Raw genomic sequence first — 17,660 nt, 5'->3', positions numbered from 1 at the left:
TAAAATAAAATCAGGTTGACAAATAAAAAGAAATTATTGCAAACTTAAAGCAACGAAAAGAGAAAGGAGGGTGAATATGAAACCGAAAACAATGGCGTATGTTTCCTTATTTGCAGCTTTAACGGCGATTGGTGCATTTATAAAAATTCCTATTCCCTACATACCGTTTACTCTTCAAATTGTTCCTGTTTATTTAGCCGGTGCGCTGTTAGGTCCGCGTTTAGGTTTGTATAGTCAGCTATGCTACATAGGTATTGGGTTAATCGGTGTTCCGGTTTTTGCAGAAGGAGGAGGTTTAGGGTATATCTTCAAACCAACGTTTGGCTATTTAATTGGCTATGCTATGGGTGCATTTATGAACGGCTACCTTATTCAAAAATATGACTTAAAGAAACCTTTTTCTATTTTTTTAGCTAATTTATCTACGTTAGCTATTGTGTACGCAGTCGGCTGCTTCTGGCTTTACGGAGCAATGAAATGGATAATTGAAAAGCCTCTTTCACTGAGTGATACACTTCTTTTTGGAGCTGTTTTGCCAATGCCTGGAGATCTTTTGTTATGTATTTTATGTTCAGTGCTGATTCACCGAATGCAGCCTCAATTTAGTCGTTTGTCATCAAAGCGGGTCAAAGCGGGGTAACTAAGACATAGAAAAAAAGGAGAGAAAAAAATGGGCAAAGCGTATTTTATTACGGGAACTGGAACAGATATTGGAAAAACCCTGGTTACAAGTATTTTGTATAAAGTACTTGGTCGTCTAGGAATAAAAACGACAATTTGCAAACCATTTCAAACCGGCTATCAAGACGAAATTGGAGGTTATCCGGATATTCACTGGTTTGAAACAAGGCTCGGAGTAGCAGATACGGGTATTTATCAGTTAAAGCCGGAGACGTCTCCTCATTTGGCTATTGCACTGAGCAACAAGCAAGTAGAGCCTTCAATCGTCTTAAAACGCATTAATGAATTAAAAAAGAAATTTGATGTAGTGCTCGTGGAAGGAGCAGGAGGCCTTGCCGTACCTTTAATTGAGGAGGAAACAACGTTCTATATGACAAAAGATTTGATCATAGATGCACAAATGCCGGTTATTGCTGTTGGAACAACGGGATTAGGAGCTATTCACGATGCGCTTTCTACCTTTTCATATGCAAGTGAGCATCACCTTAAAATCAACGGACTCATTTTTAATCGTTTTAATCACAGCAGTATCATTCATAACGATAATGTTCGAACGATTGAAAAGCTGCTTCAAATATCATCTTTAATGACCGTTCCAGTATTCACACATATCGATGAAGAGTTAGATGCATATATTGAGAAAATGATGAGGCAAAAAAGTGTTATTCAACATATTCAGGAGGTGTTTGACTGTGCCGTATCAAAAAGCTGAGCTGGAGAAATGGGATAAAGAATATGTATGGCATCCGTTTACGCAAATGAAAGCTTACCGTCAATCAAATCCTCTTATTATTGAAAGAGGAGAAGGAAGCTATTTATATGATGTAGAGGGAAACAAATATTTAGACGGATACGCTTCTCTATGGGTGAACGTGCATGGACATAATGATCCGGAATTAAATACAGCTTTACATATACAAGTGGAAAAATTAGCGCATTCTACGCTGCTTGGATCCGCAAACGTTCCATCTATTTTGTTAGCCAAAAAGTTAGCGGAAATTACTCCTGGCAGCTTATCGAAAGTCTTCTACTCTGATACAGGCTCCGCCGCTGTCGAAATTGCGTTGAAAATTGCCTATCAATATTGGCAAAATCTCGACTCTGTAAAGTACAAAAACAAAAGTAAATTTATCTCATTGAATGAGGCATATCACGGAGATACAATTGGGGCAGTCAGTGTGGGAGGCATGGATTTATTTCATCGCATCTTTAAGCCTTTGCTGTTTGAACGAATTCCCACACCTTCTCCTTATACTTACCGTATGGAAGGGTTTGAAACGGAAGAGCAAGCTTCAGCTTACTGTATTCACCAGCTAGAGAAGCTCTTGCAGAACAAAGGGGAAGAAGTAGCTGGGTTGATTATTGAACCGCTTGTGCAAGGAGCAGCGGGTATTATTACACATCCTCCCGGTTTTTTAAAACAAGTAGAGCTGCTGTGCAAAGCGTACGGGGTATTGCTGATTTGTGACGAAGTAGCAGTTGGATTTGGACGAACAGGAACGCTGTTTGCATGTGAACAAGAAGATGTTGTACCGGATATTATGTGTGTAGGAAAAGGGATAACAGGAGGGTATATGCCGCTTGCGGCTACGTTAACAAGCGAAAAGATATTTAATGCTTTTTTAGCCCATCCAGATGAAAATAAAACCTTCTTTCATGGACATACGTATACGGGAAATCAATTAGCCTGTACAGTAGCGCTTAGAAATATTGAACTGATAGAAGAAAGAGAATTAATCCGTAGTGTAAAAGAAAAGGAAAAAGTTTTTAAACGTTATCTATTAAAGCTTTATGAGCTGCCTAACGTGGGAGACATTAGACAAAGAGGATTAATGGCAGGAATCGAAGTTGTGAAAGACCGCCAAACAAAGTCTATTTTTGAAGATAAAAAAGTGATGGGAGACATCATTTTAGCGGCTCGCCAAAAAGGTTTAATTATTAGAGAGCTAGGTCCTGTGATTACGATGATGCCTATTCTTTCAATGACAAACGAAGAATTAAAAACAATGGTTGAAATTGTATATGAATCAATTAAAGAAGTAATTGCACGTCATACAGTGAGTTAAATAAAAAGATGATAGGACAAAAGTATTTTATGTTAAAAAAAGATCCGAACGATAAAGCGTTCGGATCTTTTTATGGTTATGGTAACGTGAATGTACTCTATTTAGCCGCTTCTAGCGGTTGATTGGTGTAGTTATCTCTCAATCTCTTCTTTTTTTTATCAATAAATATTTTTAATACTTGATAGGCGAAGTGATCGTACATTCTGATTTTCATCTTTTAATAGAAGAGTTTGTTCGAGTAAGTTTAAGTTTTGAATATAACCTTTTACCGTTTGAACAAAACCGTTGTTTTGATAGTTAATAGTTAATAATTTATTTGTTTTTAGCGCTTTTAAAATCATACCTATTTTCTCCTTTCTTATATCGTAGCTGACGAAAAACTACAAAATAACGAAGAAGCATTGGAGGCTTGTATTATTTATAAAAGTCACTCTATTTTTTATAAATGCTCTCCTGCTATTAATAGTAGAGAGTGATGGTGAAAAATAGATGAAAGATAAAGGATAAGGTTTGATTTATTGTAATGAACTGACTTTTCCTTTACAAATACCTATTTCAAATTTCTTTTTAGTGATAAAATACTGTTAGTGAAATAACTACTTCTCTCCATTAAAGGGTAAGAACGGGTTATGTTGATAGAGTTTTAGTTCTCTATTTCTAGTAATGAAATAAGAGATAGAGAAATAGACTAATAAAAATCAATCAAGGAGTTTTTTTATGGATCAGAGTTTTATTTTAAATCTTTTAGAAATTTTACTGATTAACATTGTACTGAGTGGCGATAACGCAGTCGTGATTGCTTTAGCTTGTCGGAATCTTCCGGACGAGCATCGAAACAAAGCGGTTGTTTTCGGTACATTAGGAGCGGTTGTACTACGTGTAGGGCTAACATTTGTCGCTGTATATTTATTAACAATTCCATTTTTAAATTTCATCGGAGGCCTGCTTCTTCTATGGATTGCTATTAGTCTTTTAAAAGGTGAAGATGATGGAGATATTAAAGCGAATTCAACTCTAGCAGGTGCTATTAAAACAATTATTATAGCGGATCTTGTTATGAGTTTAGATAACGTAGTAGCGGTTGCGGGTGCGGCTAACGGCAATATTCTACTCATTATCCTTGGTCTTGTTATCAGCATTCCGTTAATCATTTGGGGAAGTCAGCTTTTAATGAAAATTATGGAAAAATTCCCGATTATCATCATTGCCGGAGCAGCGCTTCTTGGCTATACTGCTGGTGAAATGATCTTTAAAGACAAAGCGGTGGGACACGTATTAGAAGGGTTGAATCCGCATTTGCATACGATTATTCCTATTTTGTTAGCTATTTTAGTTGTGGTTGTTGGGAAACTTAGCGGACGTTCTAAAAAAGAAACGCATTAATAATAAAAAAAGTTTGGGACAAAAGTATTTAAGATGAAGTGAAAAACGAACCACTAATCAATTTTGATTAGTGGTTCGTTTTTTTTGTGGTGAACGTAGGCTTCATTTGTTTAGATCCTTCTAGCAGTTGATTGGAGGACAAGGCGAAGACTCCTGCGGGAAAAGCGGAACAGATGAGACCCCACAGGAGCGTACGTGACGAGGAGGCTCATCGGCCGCCCGCGGAAAGCGAAGTCTTGTACGGAAATCAACTGTGGTGTCATAAGCGGTTCAGCTCATGTATCCCATTTATTCGTCTTTAGATTGGATTCATTTCGCTATGTCTCAACTTCTTTTTTTATTACTTAGCTAATGGAGGTGCGGAATTAACGTCTTGTACTGTTTCTACAGGAGGATGAAATTCATTTTCCATTTTCGATACAACTACAGTTGCTACACCATTTCCAATTAAGTTTGTAATGGCACGAGCTTCCGACATAAAGCGGTCTACCCCAATTAACAGCGCGATTCCTTCAACTGGAATCATCGGGAATGCAGCAAGCGTAGCTGCTAGTGTAATAAATCCAGAGCCAGTAACTCCGGCAGCTCCTTTAGACGTTAGCATTAAAATACCAAGTAGCGTAATCTCTTGCATTAACGACAGATCGACTCCATACGCTTGAGCGATAAAGATAGCAGCCATGGATAAGTAGATTGCTGTTCCATCTAGGTTAAATGAGTAACCAGTTGGAATGACAAGTCCTACTACAGATTTTGAACATCCGTACTTCTCCATTTTGTCCATCATTTTTGGCAGTGCAGATTCCGAAGAAGACGTACCTAATACAAGTAGAATTTCTTCTTTAATAAAAGCAATGAATTTAAAAATATTAAATCCATAAATCTTAGCAATGGTTCCAAGTACAAATACAATAAATAAGAACATAGTAATGTAAACAGATCCCATTAAGAAACCGAGTTTTTGAAGAGAGCCTATTCCAAAGTTACCGATCGTATAAGCCATCGCTCCAAACGCCGCAATAGGTGAAAGTTTCATAATCATATTAACAATGCCAAAGAAAATATCTGTACAGCGTTCAAAGAATGTAATGACAGGAGCCGCTTTTTCGCCGAGTGTAGCTGTAGCCATTCCAAATAGTACGGCAAAGAATAAGATTGGCAATAATTCACCATTTGCCATTGCGCCAAATACGCTGTCTGGAATAATTCCCATGATAAACTCCATAAAGCCATGCTCCGCTTCAGCTGCTTGCTGCGTATATTGAGTAACATCAGCTCCGCTTGCGCCATTGATATTAAAGCCAGCCCCAGGTTTGATAAAGTTTACAACGATAATTCCAATTGCTAAGGCAAAAGTAGTGACAATCTCAAAGTATAAAAGAGCTTTACCTCCAATTCGTCCCACTTTCTTTAAATCTCCCATGCTTCCGATACCGATGACCACTGTTAAGAAAATAATTGGGGCAATTACCATCTTAATTAATTTAATGAAGATATCAGCCAATACTTTTAATTTAGCTCCAAATTCAGGAAACATGAAGCCAATTGCAATACCGAGAAGGATACCGATAACAACTTGAACAGTTAGATTTTTAAAACTTAATTTCATACGTAATGCTCCTTTCGAGAATGTTTTTTTGTTAACGCTTACATTATTCTTATCCTTATATTAACTGATAATTTTAACTATTTATATTTCTGGTGATAATGTTCTTTTTGGTCATTTTGGTCAAAAAAAGTGATGAACATATAGTCATCACTTTTTGCTTTCGATATTTTTTATTTGTTGAATGATATCAAGCGTTTGTTTTGTTGCATTGTTTTCAAACGATTGATAAAGAGAGCTAAACTGTTTTTTCCATTCGGATTTTTGTAAATCATTTAAGTAATAAACGCGCATGCCAGACTTATTTTTTATTTGCTGCAGCTGTTCATCGTTCATCATTTTTGATTGAGTCCAAATCCAGTTAGTTGTTTCTACCATTGCATCACTTAATAGTTGTTTTACATCTTCAGGGAGGCTGTCCCAATACTTTTCATCCATTAAAACAGCGTAGCCCAAGTATCCATGGTTGCTGATGGTCATATATTTTTGCAGCTCGTACAAACGTTTTGAATAAATATTAGAAATGGTATTTTCCTGTCCATCAAATTCCTGTCGTTCAAGGGATTGATATACTTTATTAAACGAGACAGCCTGAGGCTTGGCGCCAAGAAGTTCGAATTGTTTTTTGATTACTTCACTTGGCATAATGCGAAACGTTTGACCTTGAAAATCTGCTGGATGGAGCAAAGGTTTCGTATTGCTAGTCATTTGTTTAAAGCCGTTGCTCCATAAAGCAAGCCCTTTAATGTTTTTCTCTTGCAGCGTACTCAACAAATCCTGTCCGATTTTACCGGTAAACACTTGTTTTGCTTCGCTGTAATCATCGAAAATGAAGGGAAGATCAAAAAGCTGCCACGTAGGGGAGAGGTCGCTTAGCTTTGAAATGGAAGGTGCAATCATTTGTACATCATTTCGGCGAAGGGCGGCAAGTTCTTCGTCGTCTGAATACAATACGCCGTTTGAATATACTTCAATTTTAACTTTACCATCCGATTTTTGATTAACGATTTCAGCAAATTTTTGGGCGGCTAAGCCTTTTGGAGTATTTTCAGCTACCACGTGGCTAAAATTAATCACAATTTGCTTATTTAATCCTTTTTGCTCATCGTCATGATACACATTATCCTGATTTATAACCGTATACTGCAAAAAAACATAGATCATCAAGAAAACGCTAACAATGATACTTGCCCCTATAAACATCTTCAAAATGTCCAACCCCGCGATTCAATAATTTTTCTCTACAAATATTCTAACACGCAATTTCTCAACGTGGTAAAATTAAAATAAACTTCAATCAGCAGTAGGTGTTCCGCTATGATGCGCTTATCGATGCAAACGAAAATGACGGGGTTAATCTTTTTTATCGTGGCCTTTTCGTTGTTTTTAGCAAGTATCGTGGTGATTAATAATTTTGTACAGTCAAAAGAAAATGATTTAGAGCAGAGGGCTTTAATCACTTCGAGAACAGTTGCTGAAATGCCTGAAATTCGAGAAAAAATTGAAAAAGATAGTAAGAACATTAATCAAATTGTAGAGCCGATTCGCATTATTCACGGTGCTTATTATGTAGTGGTTATGAATATGAATCATGAACGTTTGTCTCACCCTTTGCAAAGCATGATTGGAGAAATCTCTAAAGGAGATGATGAGGGACAGGCGTTTGCAGAACATACCTATACCGATAAAGCAAAAGGAGAAGGAGGAATGGTCATTCGCTCTTTTGTGCCCGTTGTAAACGATCAGCATGAACAAGTAGGAGTGGTTGTCTCAGGCTATCTTCTTCCGAAATTTACAGAGGTCATTTTAAGTTTAAAAAAAGAAATCTTTCTTATCTCAGGTCTTGCTCTTTTTTTTGGAGGATGGGGAGCGTGGGCGCTTGCATCTCGTATCAAAAAAGAGATGTTTGAGCTTGAACCTCATGAAATTGCTCGTTTGTTCGTAGAACGAACGGAGACCTTTAATGCCATGCATGAAGGAGTCATTGCCATTGATAAAGAGGAGAACATCACTATTTTTAATCATAAAGCGAAAATTATGATGGATGTACCCGATGAAGTAATTGGAAAAAAGATCTATGATGTGATTCCAGATACAAGGCTTCCAGAAATTCTGCAGCTTAATCAGCCTGTTTATAATCGAGAGCTTCAAGTTCGAAATTTGAATATTTTAAGCAATCGTGTGCCGATTAAGGTTAATAATCACACAGTCGGTGCGGTCGCTATTTTTCAAGACAGAACGGAAGTTAAAAAATTAGCTGAAGAGTTAACAGGAGTTAAATCATTTGTAAGCGCTCTTAGAGTTCAAAACCATGAATACATGAATAAACTTCATACGATTGCAGGGCTTATCCAACTTGGAAATAAAGACAAGGCTCTTCAGTATGTTTTTCAAGTGTCTGAACAGCAAGAAGAGCTCACCCAATTTCTTCATAAGCATATTAAAGATGAAAGTATATCGGGATTGCTGTTGAGCAAAGTCAGCCGTGCCAAAGAACTTGGAATTGAGTTAGCTATCGATCGCCACAGCGAGCTTCACTCATTTCCTCCTTACTTAGATCATCATGATTTTGTGATTATTATTGGTAACTTAATTGAGAACGCTTTTGATTCGTATCAACATATGGAGCGTCGTGAACGGAAGATCTATATAAGTATGGAACAAAATGATGGCATTCTTTCTATATTAGTTGAAGATAACGGGTGTGGTATGAATGAGGATCAAGTAGCGAGAATCTTTGATGAAGGTTTTTCAACCAAAGCAAAGGAAAATAGAGGAATTGGTTTGCATTTAGTAAAACAAATTGTTGAAAAAGGAAACGGTCAGATCGAAGTAGAGTCAGAATTAGATGTTGGAACGACTTTTATCATTACATTCTTTTTATAGGGGGAGTGGGAAATGAATAAAAAAGAATGGACCGTGCTTCTCATAGAAGACGATCCTATGGTACAAGAAGTGAACCGCCAATTTATTGAACAAGTTGAAGGGTTCATCGTTATCGCTGCAGCTTCGAATGGTTTAGAGGGGGTACAGCTCATTAAAAAACATCAGCCTGATTTAACGATTATTGATATGTATATGCCTAGTCAAGATGGCTTAACTACCTTACAGCAAATTCGAGCAAATGGCTATAAAACAGACGTGATAGCAGTTACGGCTGCAAGTGATATTGAAACCGTACGCAAAGTTCTTCAATATGGCGCTGTTGATTATATTATGAAACCGTTCAAGTTTGAACGAATGAAGCAAGCACTTGAGCAGTATCGTTCGTTTCAAGTTAAAATAAGTCAAAAAGAACATATTACTCAGTCTGAATTAGATTCTATGCTGTTTCAGCAATTCGAAGAAAAAGCCGATTTGCTTCCAAAAGGGCTAAATGCGGTTACGCTAAGGAGGATACAACAATATCTTTCCGAACAAAATCATCCAATTTCTGCTGAAGAAGTAGCGGACGGTGTAGGAATTGCGCGTGTTACAGCAAGAAGGTATTTAGAGTTTTTAGAACAGGAAAACGAGCTGAAATTATCAGTTGAATACGGCAGAGTGGGGAGACCTATTAATCGCTATATGTTAAAAATAAATTAAATGATACAGAACAGCTTTTATTTGGAAAAGCTGTTTTTTTGCGTTAGAAAGTATATCTTTTTCTCTCCTAGAACAAATTAAGGTATACAGTTTTCGCTATCCAAAGAATATTTCGTGCGGTCATTAATTCATAAAATGTCCCTGAAAAAGGATTAATGGCGGAAAAATTGGGGAATATGCACTTTGACATTTAATTTTAGCACAGGAAGGTTTTGAAACATGGACATATTTTTAGCTGTCTTACCAGCCATATTTTGGGGAAGTATTGTGCTTTTCAATGTGAAACTAGGCGGAGGACCTTATAGTCAAACACTTGGAACCACATTGGGAGCTTTGATTTTCTCCATCGGTATTTATATTTTTGTACACCCTACGCTTACACCTTTAATCTTTGGGGTTGGAGTTGTATCGGGGCTATTTTGGGCAGTTGGACAAAGTAATCAGTTGAAAAGTATTGATTTAATTGGAGTTTCTAAAACGATGCCTATTTCAACTGGGCTTCAGTTAGTTTCCACTTCATTATTTGGAGTAATTGTGTTTCACGAGTGGTCTACAAAAACTTCAATCATTCTTGGTGTGCTCGCTCTTATCTTTATTATTGTAGGGATTGTTTTAGCATCACTTCAAAGCAAAGAAGAGAAAGAGGCTGAAGAAGGAAAAGGAAACTTCAAAAAAGGAATTGTTATTTTATTAATTTCAACCGTTGGTTATTTAGTTTATGTTGTAGTAGCCCGTCTATTTAATGTAGACGGATGGTCGGCTTTATTACCTCAAGCGATTGGTATGGTTATTGGAGGAGTATTGCTGACGTTTAAGCATAAGCCATTTAATAAATATGCAATTCGCAACATTATCCCAGGTCTTATTTGGGCCGCTGGTAATATGTTTTTATTCATCTCACAACCTAAAGTAGGCGTAGCGACAAGCTTTTCGCTTTCCCAAATGGGAATCGTCATTTCAACATTAGGCGGGATCATTATTTTAGGTGAGAAGAAAACGAAGCGTCAGCTAGTTGGGATTATTATTGGAATTATACTGATCATCATAGCAGGAGTCATGTTAGGGCTCGCCAAAAGCTAACTAGGAGGGTATTAACAATGTATAAAGATTTAGAAGGAAAAGTAGTTGTCATAACAGGTTCATCTACCGGTTTGGGAAAATCAATGGCGATTCGTTTTGCGACAGAAAAAGCCAAGGTAGTTGTGAATTATCGTTCGAAAGAAGAAGAAGCTAACAGCGTTTTAGAAGAAATTAAAAAAGTTGGCGGAGAGGCAATTGCCGTTAAAGGTGACGTAACAGTTGAGTCTGACGTGATCAATTTAGTTCAATCTGCTATTAAAGAATTTGGAAAGTTAGACGTTATGATTAATAACGCAGGAATGGAAAATCCGGTTTCATCTCATGAAATGTCTTTAAGCGATTGGAATAAAGTCATTGATACGAACTTAACGGGAGCATTTTTAGGCAGCCGTGAAGCGATTAAATATTTTGTGGAAAATGATATTAAGGGAACAGTTATTAACATGTCGAGTGTTCACGAGAAAATTCCTTGGCCATTATTTGTTCATTACGCAGCAAGTAAAGGCGGAATGAAGCTCATGACCGAAACACTTGCATTAGAATACGCTCCAAAAGGTATTCGTGTAAATAACATTGGACCGGGAGCAATTAATACACCGATTAACGCTGAGAAATTCGCTGATCCTGAGCAGCGTGCAGATGTAGAAAGCATGATTCCAATGGGATACATTGGAGAGCCGGAAGAAATTGCAGCGGTTGCTGCATGGCTAGCTTCTTCAGAGGCAAGTTATGTAACAGGGATTACACTCTTTGCTGACGGCGGTATGACACAGTATCCATCATTCCAAGCAGGACGCGGATAAGAAAAAACGCACTCTATGATAGAGTGCGTTTTTTAGTTTTCCTGAGCTTTTTTTTGGTTCTTAGGAGCTGACTGGTGTTGAAGTCGTAAAAAAAGAAAAATCAAAACGATGCAGCCAGTGATGCTGTACATCCCAAAAATAAGCGGTTGCTGTGTATCTGTTCCAGAAGTAATGCCGTGATACAGTGCGAGCAAATAGCCTGGAAAAGCAAGAAAATGAATGGCTTTCCATGTTTTTCTCCCCAGCTGTTTTATAAAATCGGATGTGATAATCAGTACGAATAAAATGTAGAGTGAAATAGTACCAAGACCTGTGCTAATTGGTTTGTAATCGGAAGTGAATGGAATTAAAATGTCAGAAAGTGAAAAATGAATCGATTGATCAAATGATAAAACAAGTCCGTGAATCATGCCAAATAATAATCCGAACCACCCTGATGATTGATGAACCAGCAAAAGCTGTTTTTTTCGTTTTGGTTTAAAAAATGAAAAGCTGTGAGAAATGCCAGCGGCAACCGATACAAACATGAGCAAATAAGAAGTTAAGCCGGCTGCCCGAATGGTATTCCAAACGGGAAAGTGGGCACTAAATTGCGCGAGGAGAGTAGCCATAATGGTATACCTGACCTTTCACATTTTTTTCGATTAACACTTCGCCTTCTTTTGTAACCGCAATTACCTCTAAAGAAGGGTGATGCATTTTAGCTAATCTTAATCCGGCGTCCCATCCGAGAATAAGCATGCATTTTGCATAGACTTCAGAAACGGTCAAGTCTTCTGAAACAACCGTTACTTGCAGAAGCTCTGATGAACTAGGCTTGCTGATTCTGCCATCAATAATATGATGGTGAGTGTGTCCGTTTACTTTCCACAATCGCTTGCCCACACTGCTTGTGGCAATGCCACTGTTGCTCTTTACTTTAATACTCATGAGATTTTTTGATAAATCAAATGGATGAGAGAGCGCAATAGACCAGTGCTTGCTAGCAGGCCCCCACGTTACAATATCACCGCCTCCATCGATTGCACCAAGTGAAGTTCCTTTTTTCTTTAATTGATTCGCCATTTGCTGAATGCTCCAACCTTTTGCGATTCCGCCTAAATCCAGACCGACATTAGAAGCAAGCTGAATACTTCTCATTCCTTTGTGAATCATAATAGGGTTAACAGCATCAAAAGCTGCTACTTCTTGAGGAAGCTGATTGTTAGGCAGTTGTTCAAAGCTTTGGTCATATCCTAGAGTTTGAATAGAGTGATACAGAAATGGGTTGAAAATCCCGTTTGTCTCATTGTGATAGTAAGAGGCTGTTTTTACAGCTTCATACAACATTTTTGACGGTAAAAATAATCTTCCGTTCAGCGAATTAAGCTGTGAAAGCTCGCTTGTTGGAAGAAAGCGGCTTAGGGTTTCTTCTACAAGATAACACCAGCTCTCCACTTTTTGGCTGACAAGTGTTTCAAGCTCATATACATTAAATTCGGTATTCATTGCTTTAAATGAGTAGCTCATTATATCACATCCTTAAGAAGGTCTTGATTGCATAGAAGAATCATCGTTATTGCCCCAATTATCCTGACTATTTCCAGCATCATCATTAGACCACTGATCTTGCTGGCTACTTGAATCATCGTCTGACCACTGATCACTTTGCTCACTAGAATTGTCATTTGACCATTGATCTTGCCCGTTAGTTCCATTGTTCGTATTGGAACCAGATCCTGAATCTGGAAATAGATCCGTCTCATCTTCCGTTTGAGTTTGAGATGAATTATCGGCTGATGCATCGTTATTTAGTGCTGGAGCTGTTGAATTTGTTTGATCATATTTTTGAGAAAGTCCTATAAAAGTGGTAAATGCAGCAACGCTCGATAAACCAACCATCCATTTTGTCCATTTATTAGCTGCCATTGATATGCTCCTTTTATCTTTCATATTTTGCAACTGAACACTGAAGAAAAACTGCAGTGGAAGGTAACATACATCGTTCAATTGTTATAGTTCAATATAGACAGAGAAAATGAAAAAATAGTGAAATAGATGTAGGTCGGATTATTTTTGTGGGGGAATTGAGTGAATTATTAGATTAAAAAAGGGTTGTTCTTTTTAGAACAACCCTTTTTTAATCACCGATAAATCTTACTAATTGATACGTAATAAACCGTTAACTGTACAAGAGAAAGAAGCAAAAGAACGGCAATGGGATAGAAGCTAAAAGAATTAGGTAACAGCGGATAAAAAGCTATTAATATAGCACCTATAGGAATAGAAAATAGGAGGAAAACAAAGGCTTTTTTGCAAGCTTCTGCTGTTATCATCTTTTCACGTTCATCTTCTTCTGCAAATTCAAAAGGAAATAATAAAGGCGAAACGTTCTTCGTCTTTTTACGCGCGCGGTAGTAAAAAAATGAGACAATTAAAAGAACAATTAAAGAAGCAAAAGAGCCTATAGACATAGTAATTTCCCACGGAGGCTCAGGGTCGGTCATAACTTCACTAAATTGAATATTTAGGCTTAAAAAATCATATAAAAACCAACCTACGCACAACAGGGACACTACATTCAACAAATAAGATTTAATAACATTACTCAACATTTTTCTCCTCCTTTTGAAGTGTAAAAACATCTTCCATTTTTAATTGAAAGACATCACAAATTGTTAAACCAAGTAGTAGGGAAGGAACGTAATTTCCCTTTTCAATAGCTGCAATGGTTTGGCGAGTGGCTCCAACTTTTTCAGCTAAATCTCCTTGCGTATATCCATGTTTAGCTCTAAGCTCTTTTACGTGATTAATAAGAGTCAATATGATCACCCGCTGTCTTTTTAATGAATTTGTTAAGTTGATTTAACATTATGTAAAGTTAATTTAACACCAATTGGATAATTTTTCAATAGTTTATGGATAAAAAATACAAAAAAGATCCTAGAAGAATTCTTCAGGATCTTTTTTGTTAATAAATTTCTTTAATGCCAGACAAACGAATGGAAAAAATGTTTTGTTTTTCATCTCGTAGGGAGAGGGTTTGGTCGGTTAGGTTTAAATTTTGGATTTTTCCTTTGAAGGTTTGAAGCAGGCCATTTTCGTAATAATTCACGGTTACATGTTTGTTTTTCTTTAACGCTTTTAAAATCATTAATTCATCTCCTTTCATGTGTGCATCTGTTATGAAAAGAAAGCTGTGGCTTAAGCATAAGAATGTGGAGAATGCTCAAGGCAGAATTATTATTATACAGCAAGATGAGAATAGTTTGTATATAAATTGTGAAAAAATGCACAAGTTTGCAGTACGGGTGTTGCAACAGAGTACAGTATATGAGGGAAGAAGGGGTTTTATGATAAAAAAGGTGATTTTAGTTTATTTATTTGTGGGTATTAGGTAAACTAGTAGATGAATTTAAAGAATCTATCTATGGTTGTGAAGGCTAGGATTTCATTTAATTTTCATTTTCTATGAGTACAATGATAAAGGTTTTCTATATGTTCTTTGTGAATCTACTCATAAACTAATCGAGAAAGGAAAATCAAAATGAAGCGAATCGTTTCTAAGCCGCTGCACTATTTCATATTAGCCGCTGTTTTAATGTGGATAAAGTCGTATGTGGCTTATAAAACTGAATTTAACTTAGGCGTAAGCGGCGTAATGCAGCAAATGCTGCTGTTCATAAACCCTGTGAGTTCAGTGCTGATTTTTTTAGGAATCGGCTTATTTTTAAAAGGAAAGAAAGCAGGAGCTTGGATCCTTGCAGGCAGTTTCATTATGACGCTGCTGTTATACAGCAACGTTCTCTATTATCGTTTTTTTAACGATTTTGTAACGCTTCCTACACTGTTGCAAACAAGTAATGCAGGAAGTATGGGCGGAAGCATTATGGATTTATTAAAAGCACATGATGTTTTTTATTTTGTTGATTTTATTATTTATTTTTTCTTCTTTTTTAGTAAAAAAATTGACTGGCATAATGAAAAAGTATCGGTTAAGAATGCTGTAACCATTCTTTCTTTAGGATTTATGGTTTTTTCTGTAAATTTAACATTAGCAGAAATTGATCGCCCGCAGCTTCTATCTCGAACTTTTGACCGCAATTATCTAGTAAAGTATTTAGGCGCCTATAATTATACGATGTATGACGGTGTTCAGACTGCTCAAAACTCTAAACAGCGAGCTTTTGCAAGCAGCAATGATTTAACAAACGTCGTTAATTTTAAAAACAGTCATTATGCGGAGCCTAATTCCGTTTATTTTGGAAAAGCTAAAGGGAAAAATATTATTAAAATTCATTTGGAATCATTTCAGTCTTTTTTAATTGATTACAAATTAAATGGCCAGGAAGTGACACCTTTCTTAAATTCGTTGGCCCATGGAAATGACTTTACGTATTTTGATAACTTCTTTCATCAAACGGGACAAGGAAAAACATCAGATGCTGAGCTGATGATGGACAATTCTCTATACGGCCTTCCTCAAGGTTCTGCCTTTGTACTGAAAGGAAGCAATACGTATCAGGCAGCACCAGCTATTTTGGATCAAAAAGCTGGCTATACGAGCGCTGTGCTGCACGGAGACTATAAGACGTTTTGGAACCGTAACGAAATTTACAAGCAGTTCGGTGTGGATAAGTTCTTTGATGCAAGTTATTACAATATGACGGGTGAAAATAAAATTAATTATGGTTTAAAAGACAAACCGTTCTTTAAAGAATCTGTTCCAATGCTGCAGTCTTTACCGCAGCCGTTCTATGCGCATTTAATTACGTTAACAAATCACTTTCCATTTTTACTTGGAAACAATGAGGCAAGCATACAGCCGGCTAACACGGGCGATGCAACAGTTGACCGTTATTTCCAAACGGCTCGTTATTTAGACGAATCATTGCAATCTTTCTTCCAAGAACTGAAAGCTTCTGGGCTTTATGATAATTCTGTGATTATGATTTATGGAGATCACTACGGTATTTCTGAAAATCATAATGCGGCAATGGAAAAAGTAATGGGAAAAGAAATTACCCCTTATGAAAATGCTCAGCTGCAGCGTGTACCTCTATTCATTCACGTTCCTGGAGTGAAAGGCGGAGTTAATCATACGTACGGTGGAGAAATTGACGTTGTGCCAACTCTTCTTCATTTAGTAGGGATTGACAGCAAAGAGTTTATCCAATTTGGCACAGATTTATTTTCTAAGGATCATGATGATGTAGTTGCATTCCGCAATGGCAACTACGTATCTCCTAAATATACATTAGTGGATGGAACGTATTATGATTCTAAGACGGGCCAAGCCCTTAAAGAAAATAATCAAATGAAAGCTTATAAACAGAAGGTAGCGAAAGAACTGGAGTTATCTGATCAAGTGCTTTATGGAGACTTGCTTCGTTTCCACAAGCTGAAGGATTTTCAAACAGTCGACCCTTCGAAATATATGTACGGGAAAGAAGAAACAGAAACATCAGCTAAATAAAGCTAAAATCAAAAGAACATGATGACTTCTGCAAAGCAGAATGAACATCATGTTCTTTTTTACTGTAAACTATTCATTAATAAATTTCTTTAATTCCCGATAAGCGAATAGAGAAAGTATTTTGCTGTTCATCTTTTAATGAAAGCGTTTGGTCCGTTAAATCTAGGCGCTGTACTTTTCCTTTAAACGTTTGAAGCAAACCGTTTTTATAATAGTTAATTGTAACGGCCCCGTTTTTTCTTAATGCTTTTAAAATCATCTTCAAAACTCCTTCCATATTTAAAATGTTTATGATTAACGAGCTGTAACATTCATTTTCATTTGCATATTTTTATTATACACAAAAATAGAAAGCGTTTTCACTTAAAGTTTGAACACTTTGTGAAAACTTTAACAGAGAATGTGACAAATACATACAGAAACTAATTTATTTGTCGTATTCATCATAAAACACATTTATGAAAGGAGTGTTAAGAACGTGTTAAAACTTTATGGATGGAAGAATATTATAAAATATCGTTTGAAATGTCGTAGTGAATCCATTCATCGTTTGTTACATTTCCGCCCATTTTTCTGTAAAGCATTTGGGCTCTTGTGTTATCATAAGCCGTTTCCCAAGACATAGTTGCATACTGATGTTCTTTTGTATACTGGTGACTAGTCGAAAATAACTTTTCTCCAATTTTTTGTCCTCTTGCTTTTTCAGTAACGTACAAGTCATTTAAAATCGCTACAGGCTTTACACGCGTGGTGCTAAATGTAAAATAAAGCGTCGAAAAACCTACTGCTTCGTCATTTTGAGTCGCGATAAACTGAACGCCAGCATCCGGATGCTGAAATAAGTGATTAATTAAATTTCTCAGCTGCTTTTTGGTAGGCTGAGGGCGCTTGTAAAAATCAACAATGTATTCGTTCATTAATGAAATAAGTGCTTCCATGTCAGCGGCATTAGCTTGACGAATTGTAATAGTAGTCATTAAATCTTCTCCTTTTTAATCAGA

Annotated in this window: 20 protein-coding genes; 9 read left to right on the top strand and 11 right to left on the bottom strand. The window is 36.8% G+C overall.

Annotated features, from left to right (window positions below; genetic code table 11):
* Window positions 1–76: 76 nt before the first annotated feature.
* The 3 genes from ACFX4W_RS29020 to bioA are packed head-to-tail and all read left to right on the top strand — an operon-like array spanning window position 77 to window position 2,747.
* Window positions 77–640, top strand: a complete 564-nt coding sequence (locus ACFX4W_RS29020; protein WP_028407561.1) for a biotin transporter BioY — start codon at window positions 77–79, stop codon at window positions 638–640.
* A gap of 30 nt (window positions 641–670) precedes the next feature.
* Window positions 671–1,393, top strand: coding sequence for a dethiobiotin synthase (gene bioD / locus ACFX4W_RS29015; RefSeq protein ID WP_013055537.1), 723 nt, complete (start codon window positions 671–673; stop codon window positions 1,391–1,393).
* Window positions 1,374–2,747 (top strand): adenosylmethionine--8-amino-7-oxononanoate transaminase, encoded by a 1,374-nt coding sequence (bioA, locus tag ACFX4W_RS29010; RefSeq protein ID WP_043980301.1) that lies wholly within the window; start codon window positions 1,374–1,376, stop codon window positions 2,745–2,747. Before bioD ends, bioA begins: the two co-directional genes overlap by 20 nt.
* 158 nt (window positions 2,748–2,905) lie before the next feature.
* Here the strand turns inward: bioA and ACFX4W_RS29005 are convergent, their stop codons facing one another.
* The gene (locus ACFX4W_RS29005; protein WP_043980299.1) at window positions 2,906–3,088 is read right to left on the bottom strand and encodes a YolD-like family protein; all 183 of its coding nucleotides are present in this window, start codon (window positions 3,086–3,088) and stop codon (window positions 2,906–2,908) included.
* A gap of 376 nt (window positions 3,089–3,464) precedes the next feature.
* On the opposite strand from ACFX4W_RS29005, the gene ACFX4W_RS29000 reads away from it, so the two are divergent.
* Window positions 3,465–4,130 carry a TerC family protein gene (locus ACFX4W_RS29000; protein ID WP_016763134.1) on the top strand — a complete coding sequence of 222 codons (666 nt, stop codon included), beginning with the start codon at window positions 3,465–3,467 and terminating at the stop codon, window positions 4,128–4,130.
* 340 nt (window positions 4,131–4,470) lie between these two features.
* Here the strand turns inward: ACFX4W_RS29000 and ACFX4W_RS28995 are convergent, their stop codons facing one another.
* The gene (locus ACFX4W_RS28995) at window positions 4,471–5,739 is read right to left on the bottom strand and encodes a dicarboxylate/amino acid:cation symporter (RefSeq protein ID WP_013081860.1); all 1,269 of its coding nucleotides are present in this window, start codon (window positions 5,737–5,739) and stop codon (window positions 4,471–4,473) included.
* A 147-nt stretch (window positions 5,740–5,886) separates the two neighbouring features.
* Window positions 5,887–6,945 (bottom strand): DctP family TRAP transporter solute-binding subunit, encoded by a 1,059-nt coding sequence (locus tag ACFX4W_RS28990; RefSeq protein ID WP_043980297.1) that lies wholly within the window; start codon window positions 6,943–6,945, stop codon window positions 5,887–5,889.
* Between the two features lie 108 nt (window positions 6,946–7,053).
* On the opposite strand from ACFX4W_RS28990, the gene ACFX4W_RS28985 reads away from it, so the two are divergent.
* From ACFX4W_RS28985 to gdh, 4 genes are all read left to right on the top strand, one after another.
* Window positions 7,054–8,622, top strand: a complete 1,569-nt coding sequence (locus ACFX4W_RS28985; RefSeq protein WP_043980295.1) for an ATP-binding protein — start codon at window positions 7,054–7,056, stop codon at window positions 8,620–8,622.
* A 12-nt stretch (window positions 8,623–8,634) separates the two neighbouring features.
* Window positions 8,635–9,321 (top strand): response regulator, encoded by a 687-nt coding sequence (locus tag ACFX4W_RS28980; protein WP_043980293.1) that lies wholly within the window; start codon window positions 8,635–8,637, stop codon window positions 9,319–9,321.
* 219 nt (window positions 9,322–9,540) lie between these two features.
* On the top strand, window positions 9,541–10,401 hold the full coding sequence (locus tag ACFX4W_RS28975) for a RhaT/GlcU family sugar-proton symporter (protein WP_028407570.1): 861 nt from the start codon (window positions 9,541–9,543) through the stop codon (window positions 10,399–10,401).
* Between the two features lie 17 nt (window positions 10,402–10,418).
* Window positions 10,419–11,204, top strand: coding sequence for a glucose 1-dehydrogenase (gene gdh, locus ACFX4W_RS28970; RefSeq protein ID WP_043980290.1), 786 nt, complete (start codon window positions 10,419–10,421; stop codon window positions 11,202–11,204).
* 32 nt (window positions 11,205–11,236) lie between these two features.
* Here the strand turns inward: gdh and ACFX4W_RS28965 are convergent, their stop codons facing one another.
* The 6 genes from ACFX4W_RS28965 to ACFX4W_RS28940 form a co-directional block, all read right to left on the bottom strand.
* Entirely contained in the window at window positions 11,237–11,815 is a 579-nt protein-coding gene (locus ACFX4W_RS28965) for a ferric reductase-like transmembrane domain-containing protein (RefSeq protein WP_377560457.1), read from the bottom strand.
* Window positions 11,790–12,713: an FAD:protein FMN transferase gene (locus ACFX4W_RS28960; RefSeq protein ID WP_043980285.1), complete on the bottom strand. Its 924-nt coding sequence runs from the start codon at window positions 12,711–12,713 to the stop codon at window positions 11,790–11,792. The genes ACFX4W_RS28965 and ACFX4W_RS28960 overlap by 26 nt, the downstream gene beginning before the upstream one ends.
* Before the next feature lie 12 nt (window positions 12,714–12,725).
* Window positions 12,726–13,136 carry a hypothetical protein gene (locus ACFX4W_RS28955; RefSeq protein WP_342314839.1) on the bottom strand — a complete coding sequence of 137 codons (411 nt, stop codon included), beginning with the start codon at window positions 13,134–13,136 and terminating at the stop codon, window positions 12,726–12,728.
* A gap of 191 nt (window positions 13,137–13,327) precedes the next feature.
* Window positions 13,328–13,798, bottom strand: a complete 471-nt coding sequence (locus ACFX4W_RS28950) for a DUF2178 domain-containing protein (RefSeq protein ID WP_013081869.1) — start codon at window positions 13,796–13,798, stop codon at window positions 13,328–13,330.
* Window positions 13,788–14,006, bottom strand: a complete 219-nt coding sequence (locus tag ACFX4W_RS28945; protein ID WP_013081870.1) for a helix-turn-helix transcriptional regulator — start codon at window positions 14,004–14,006, stop codon at window positions 13,788–13,790. Before ACFX4W_RS28945 ends, ACFX4W_RS28950 begins: the two co-directional genes overlap by 11 nt.
* A gap of 148 nt (window positions 14,007–14,154) precedes the next feature.
* The gene (locus ACFX4W_RS28940; RefSeq protein ID WP_370881275.1) at window positions 14,155–14,355 is read right to left on the bottom strand and encodes a YolD-like family protein; all 201 of its coding nucleotides are present in this window, start codon (window positions 14,353–14,355) and stop codon (window positions 14,155–14,157) included.
* Window positions 14,356–14,730: 375 nt separating this feature from the next.
* Between ACFX4W_RS28940 and ltaS the strand changes: the two genes are divergently transcribed.
* Entirely contained in the window at window positions 14,731–16,659 is a 1,929-nt protein-coding gene (gene ltaS / locus ACFX4W_RS28935) for a lipoteichoic acid synthase (RefSeq protein ID WP_043980277.1), read from the top strand.
* A gap of 76 nt (window positions 16,660–16,735) precedes the next feature.
* On the opposite strand, the gene ACFX4W_RS28930 is transcribed toward ltaS, so the two are convergent.
* Together ACFX4W_RS28930 and ACFX4W_RS28925 are read right to left on the bottom strand one after the other, a co-directional pair.
* Window positions 16,736–16,936 (bottom strand): YolD-like family protein, encoded by a 201-nt coding sequence (locus tag ACFX4W_RS28930; protein WP_074893948.1) that lies wholly within the window; start codon window positions 16,934–16,936, stop codon window positions 16,736–16,738.
* Window positions 16,937–17,165: 229 nt separating this feature from the next.
* Window positions 17,166–17,636, bottom strand: a complete 471-nt coding sequence (locus tag ACFX4W_RS28925; RefSeq protein WP_043980274.1) for a GNAT family N-acetyltransferase — start codon at window positions 17,634–17,636, stop codon at window positions 17,166–17,168.
* Window positions 17,637–17,660: the final 24 nt, after the last annotated feature.

Origin of the sequence: Priestia sp. YIM B13489 (assembly GCF_042787645.1) — a bacterium.
Lineage (GTDB): Bacteria > Bacillota > Bacilli > Bacillales > Bacillaceae_H > Priestia > Priestia megaterium.
Note: the sequence above shows the minus strand (reverse complement) of the source record. Positions and strands in the feature narration are given on the sequence as shown.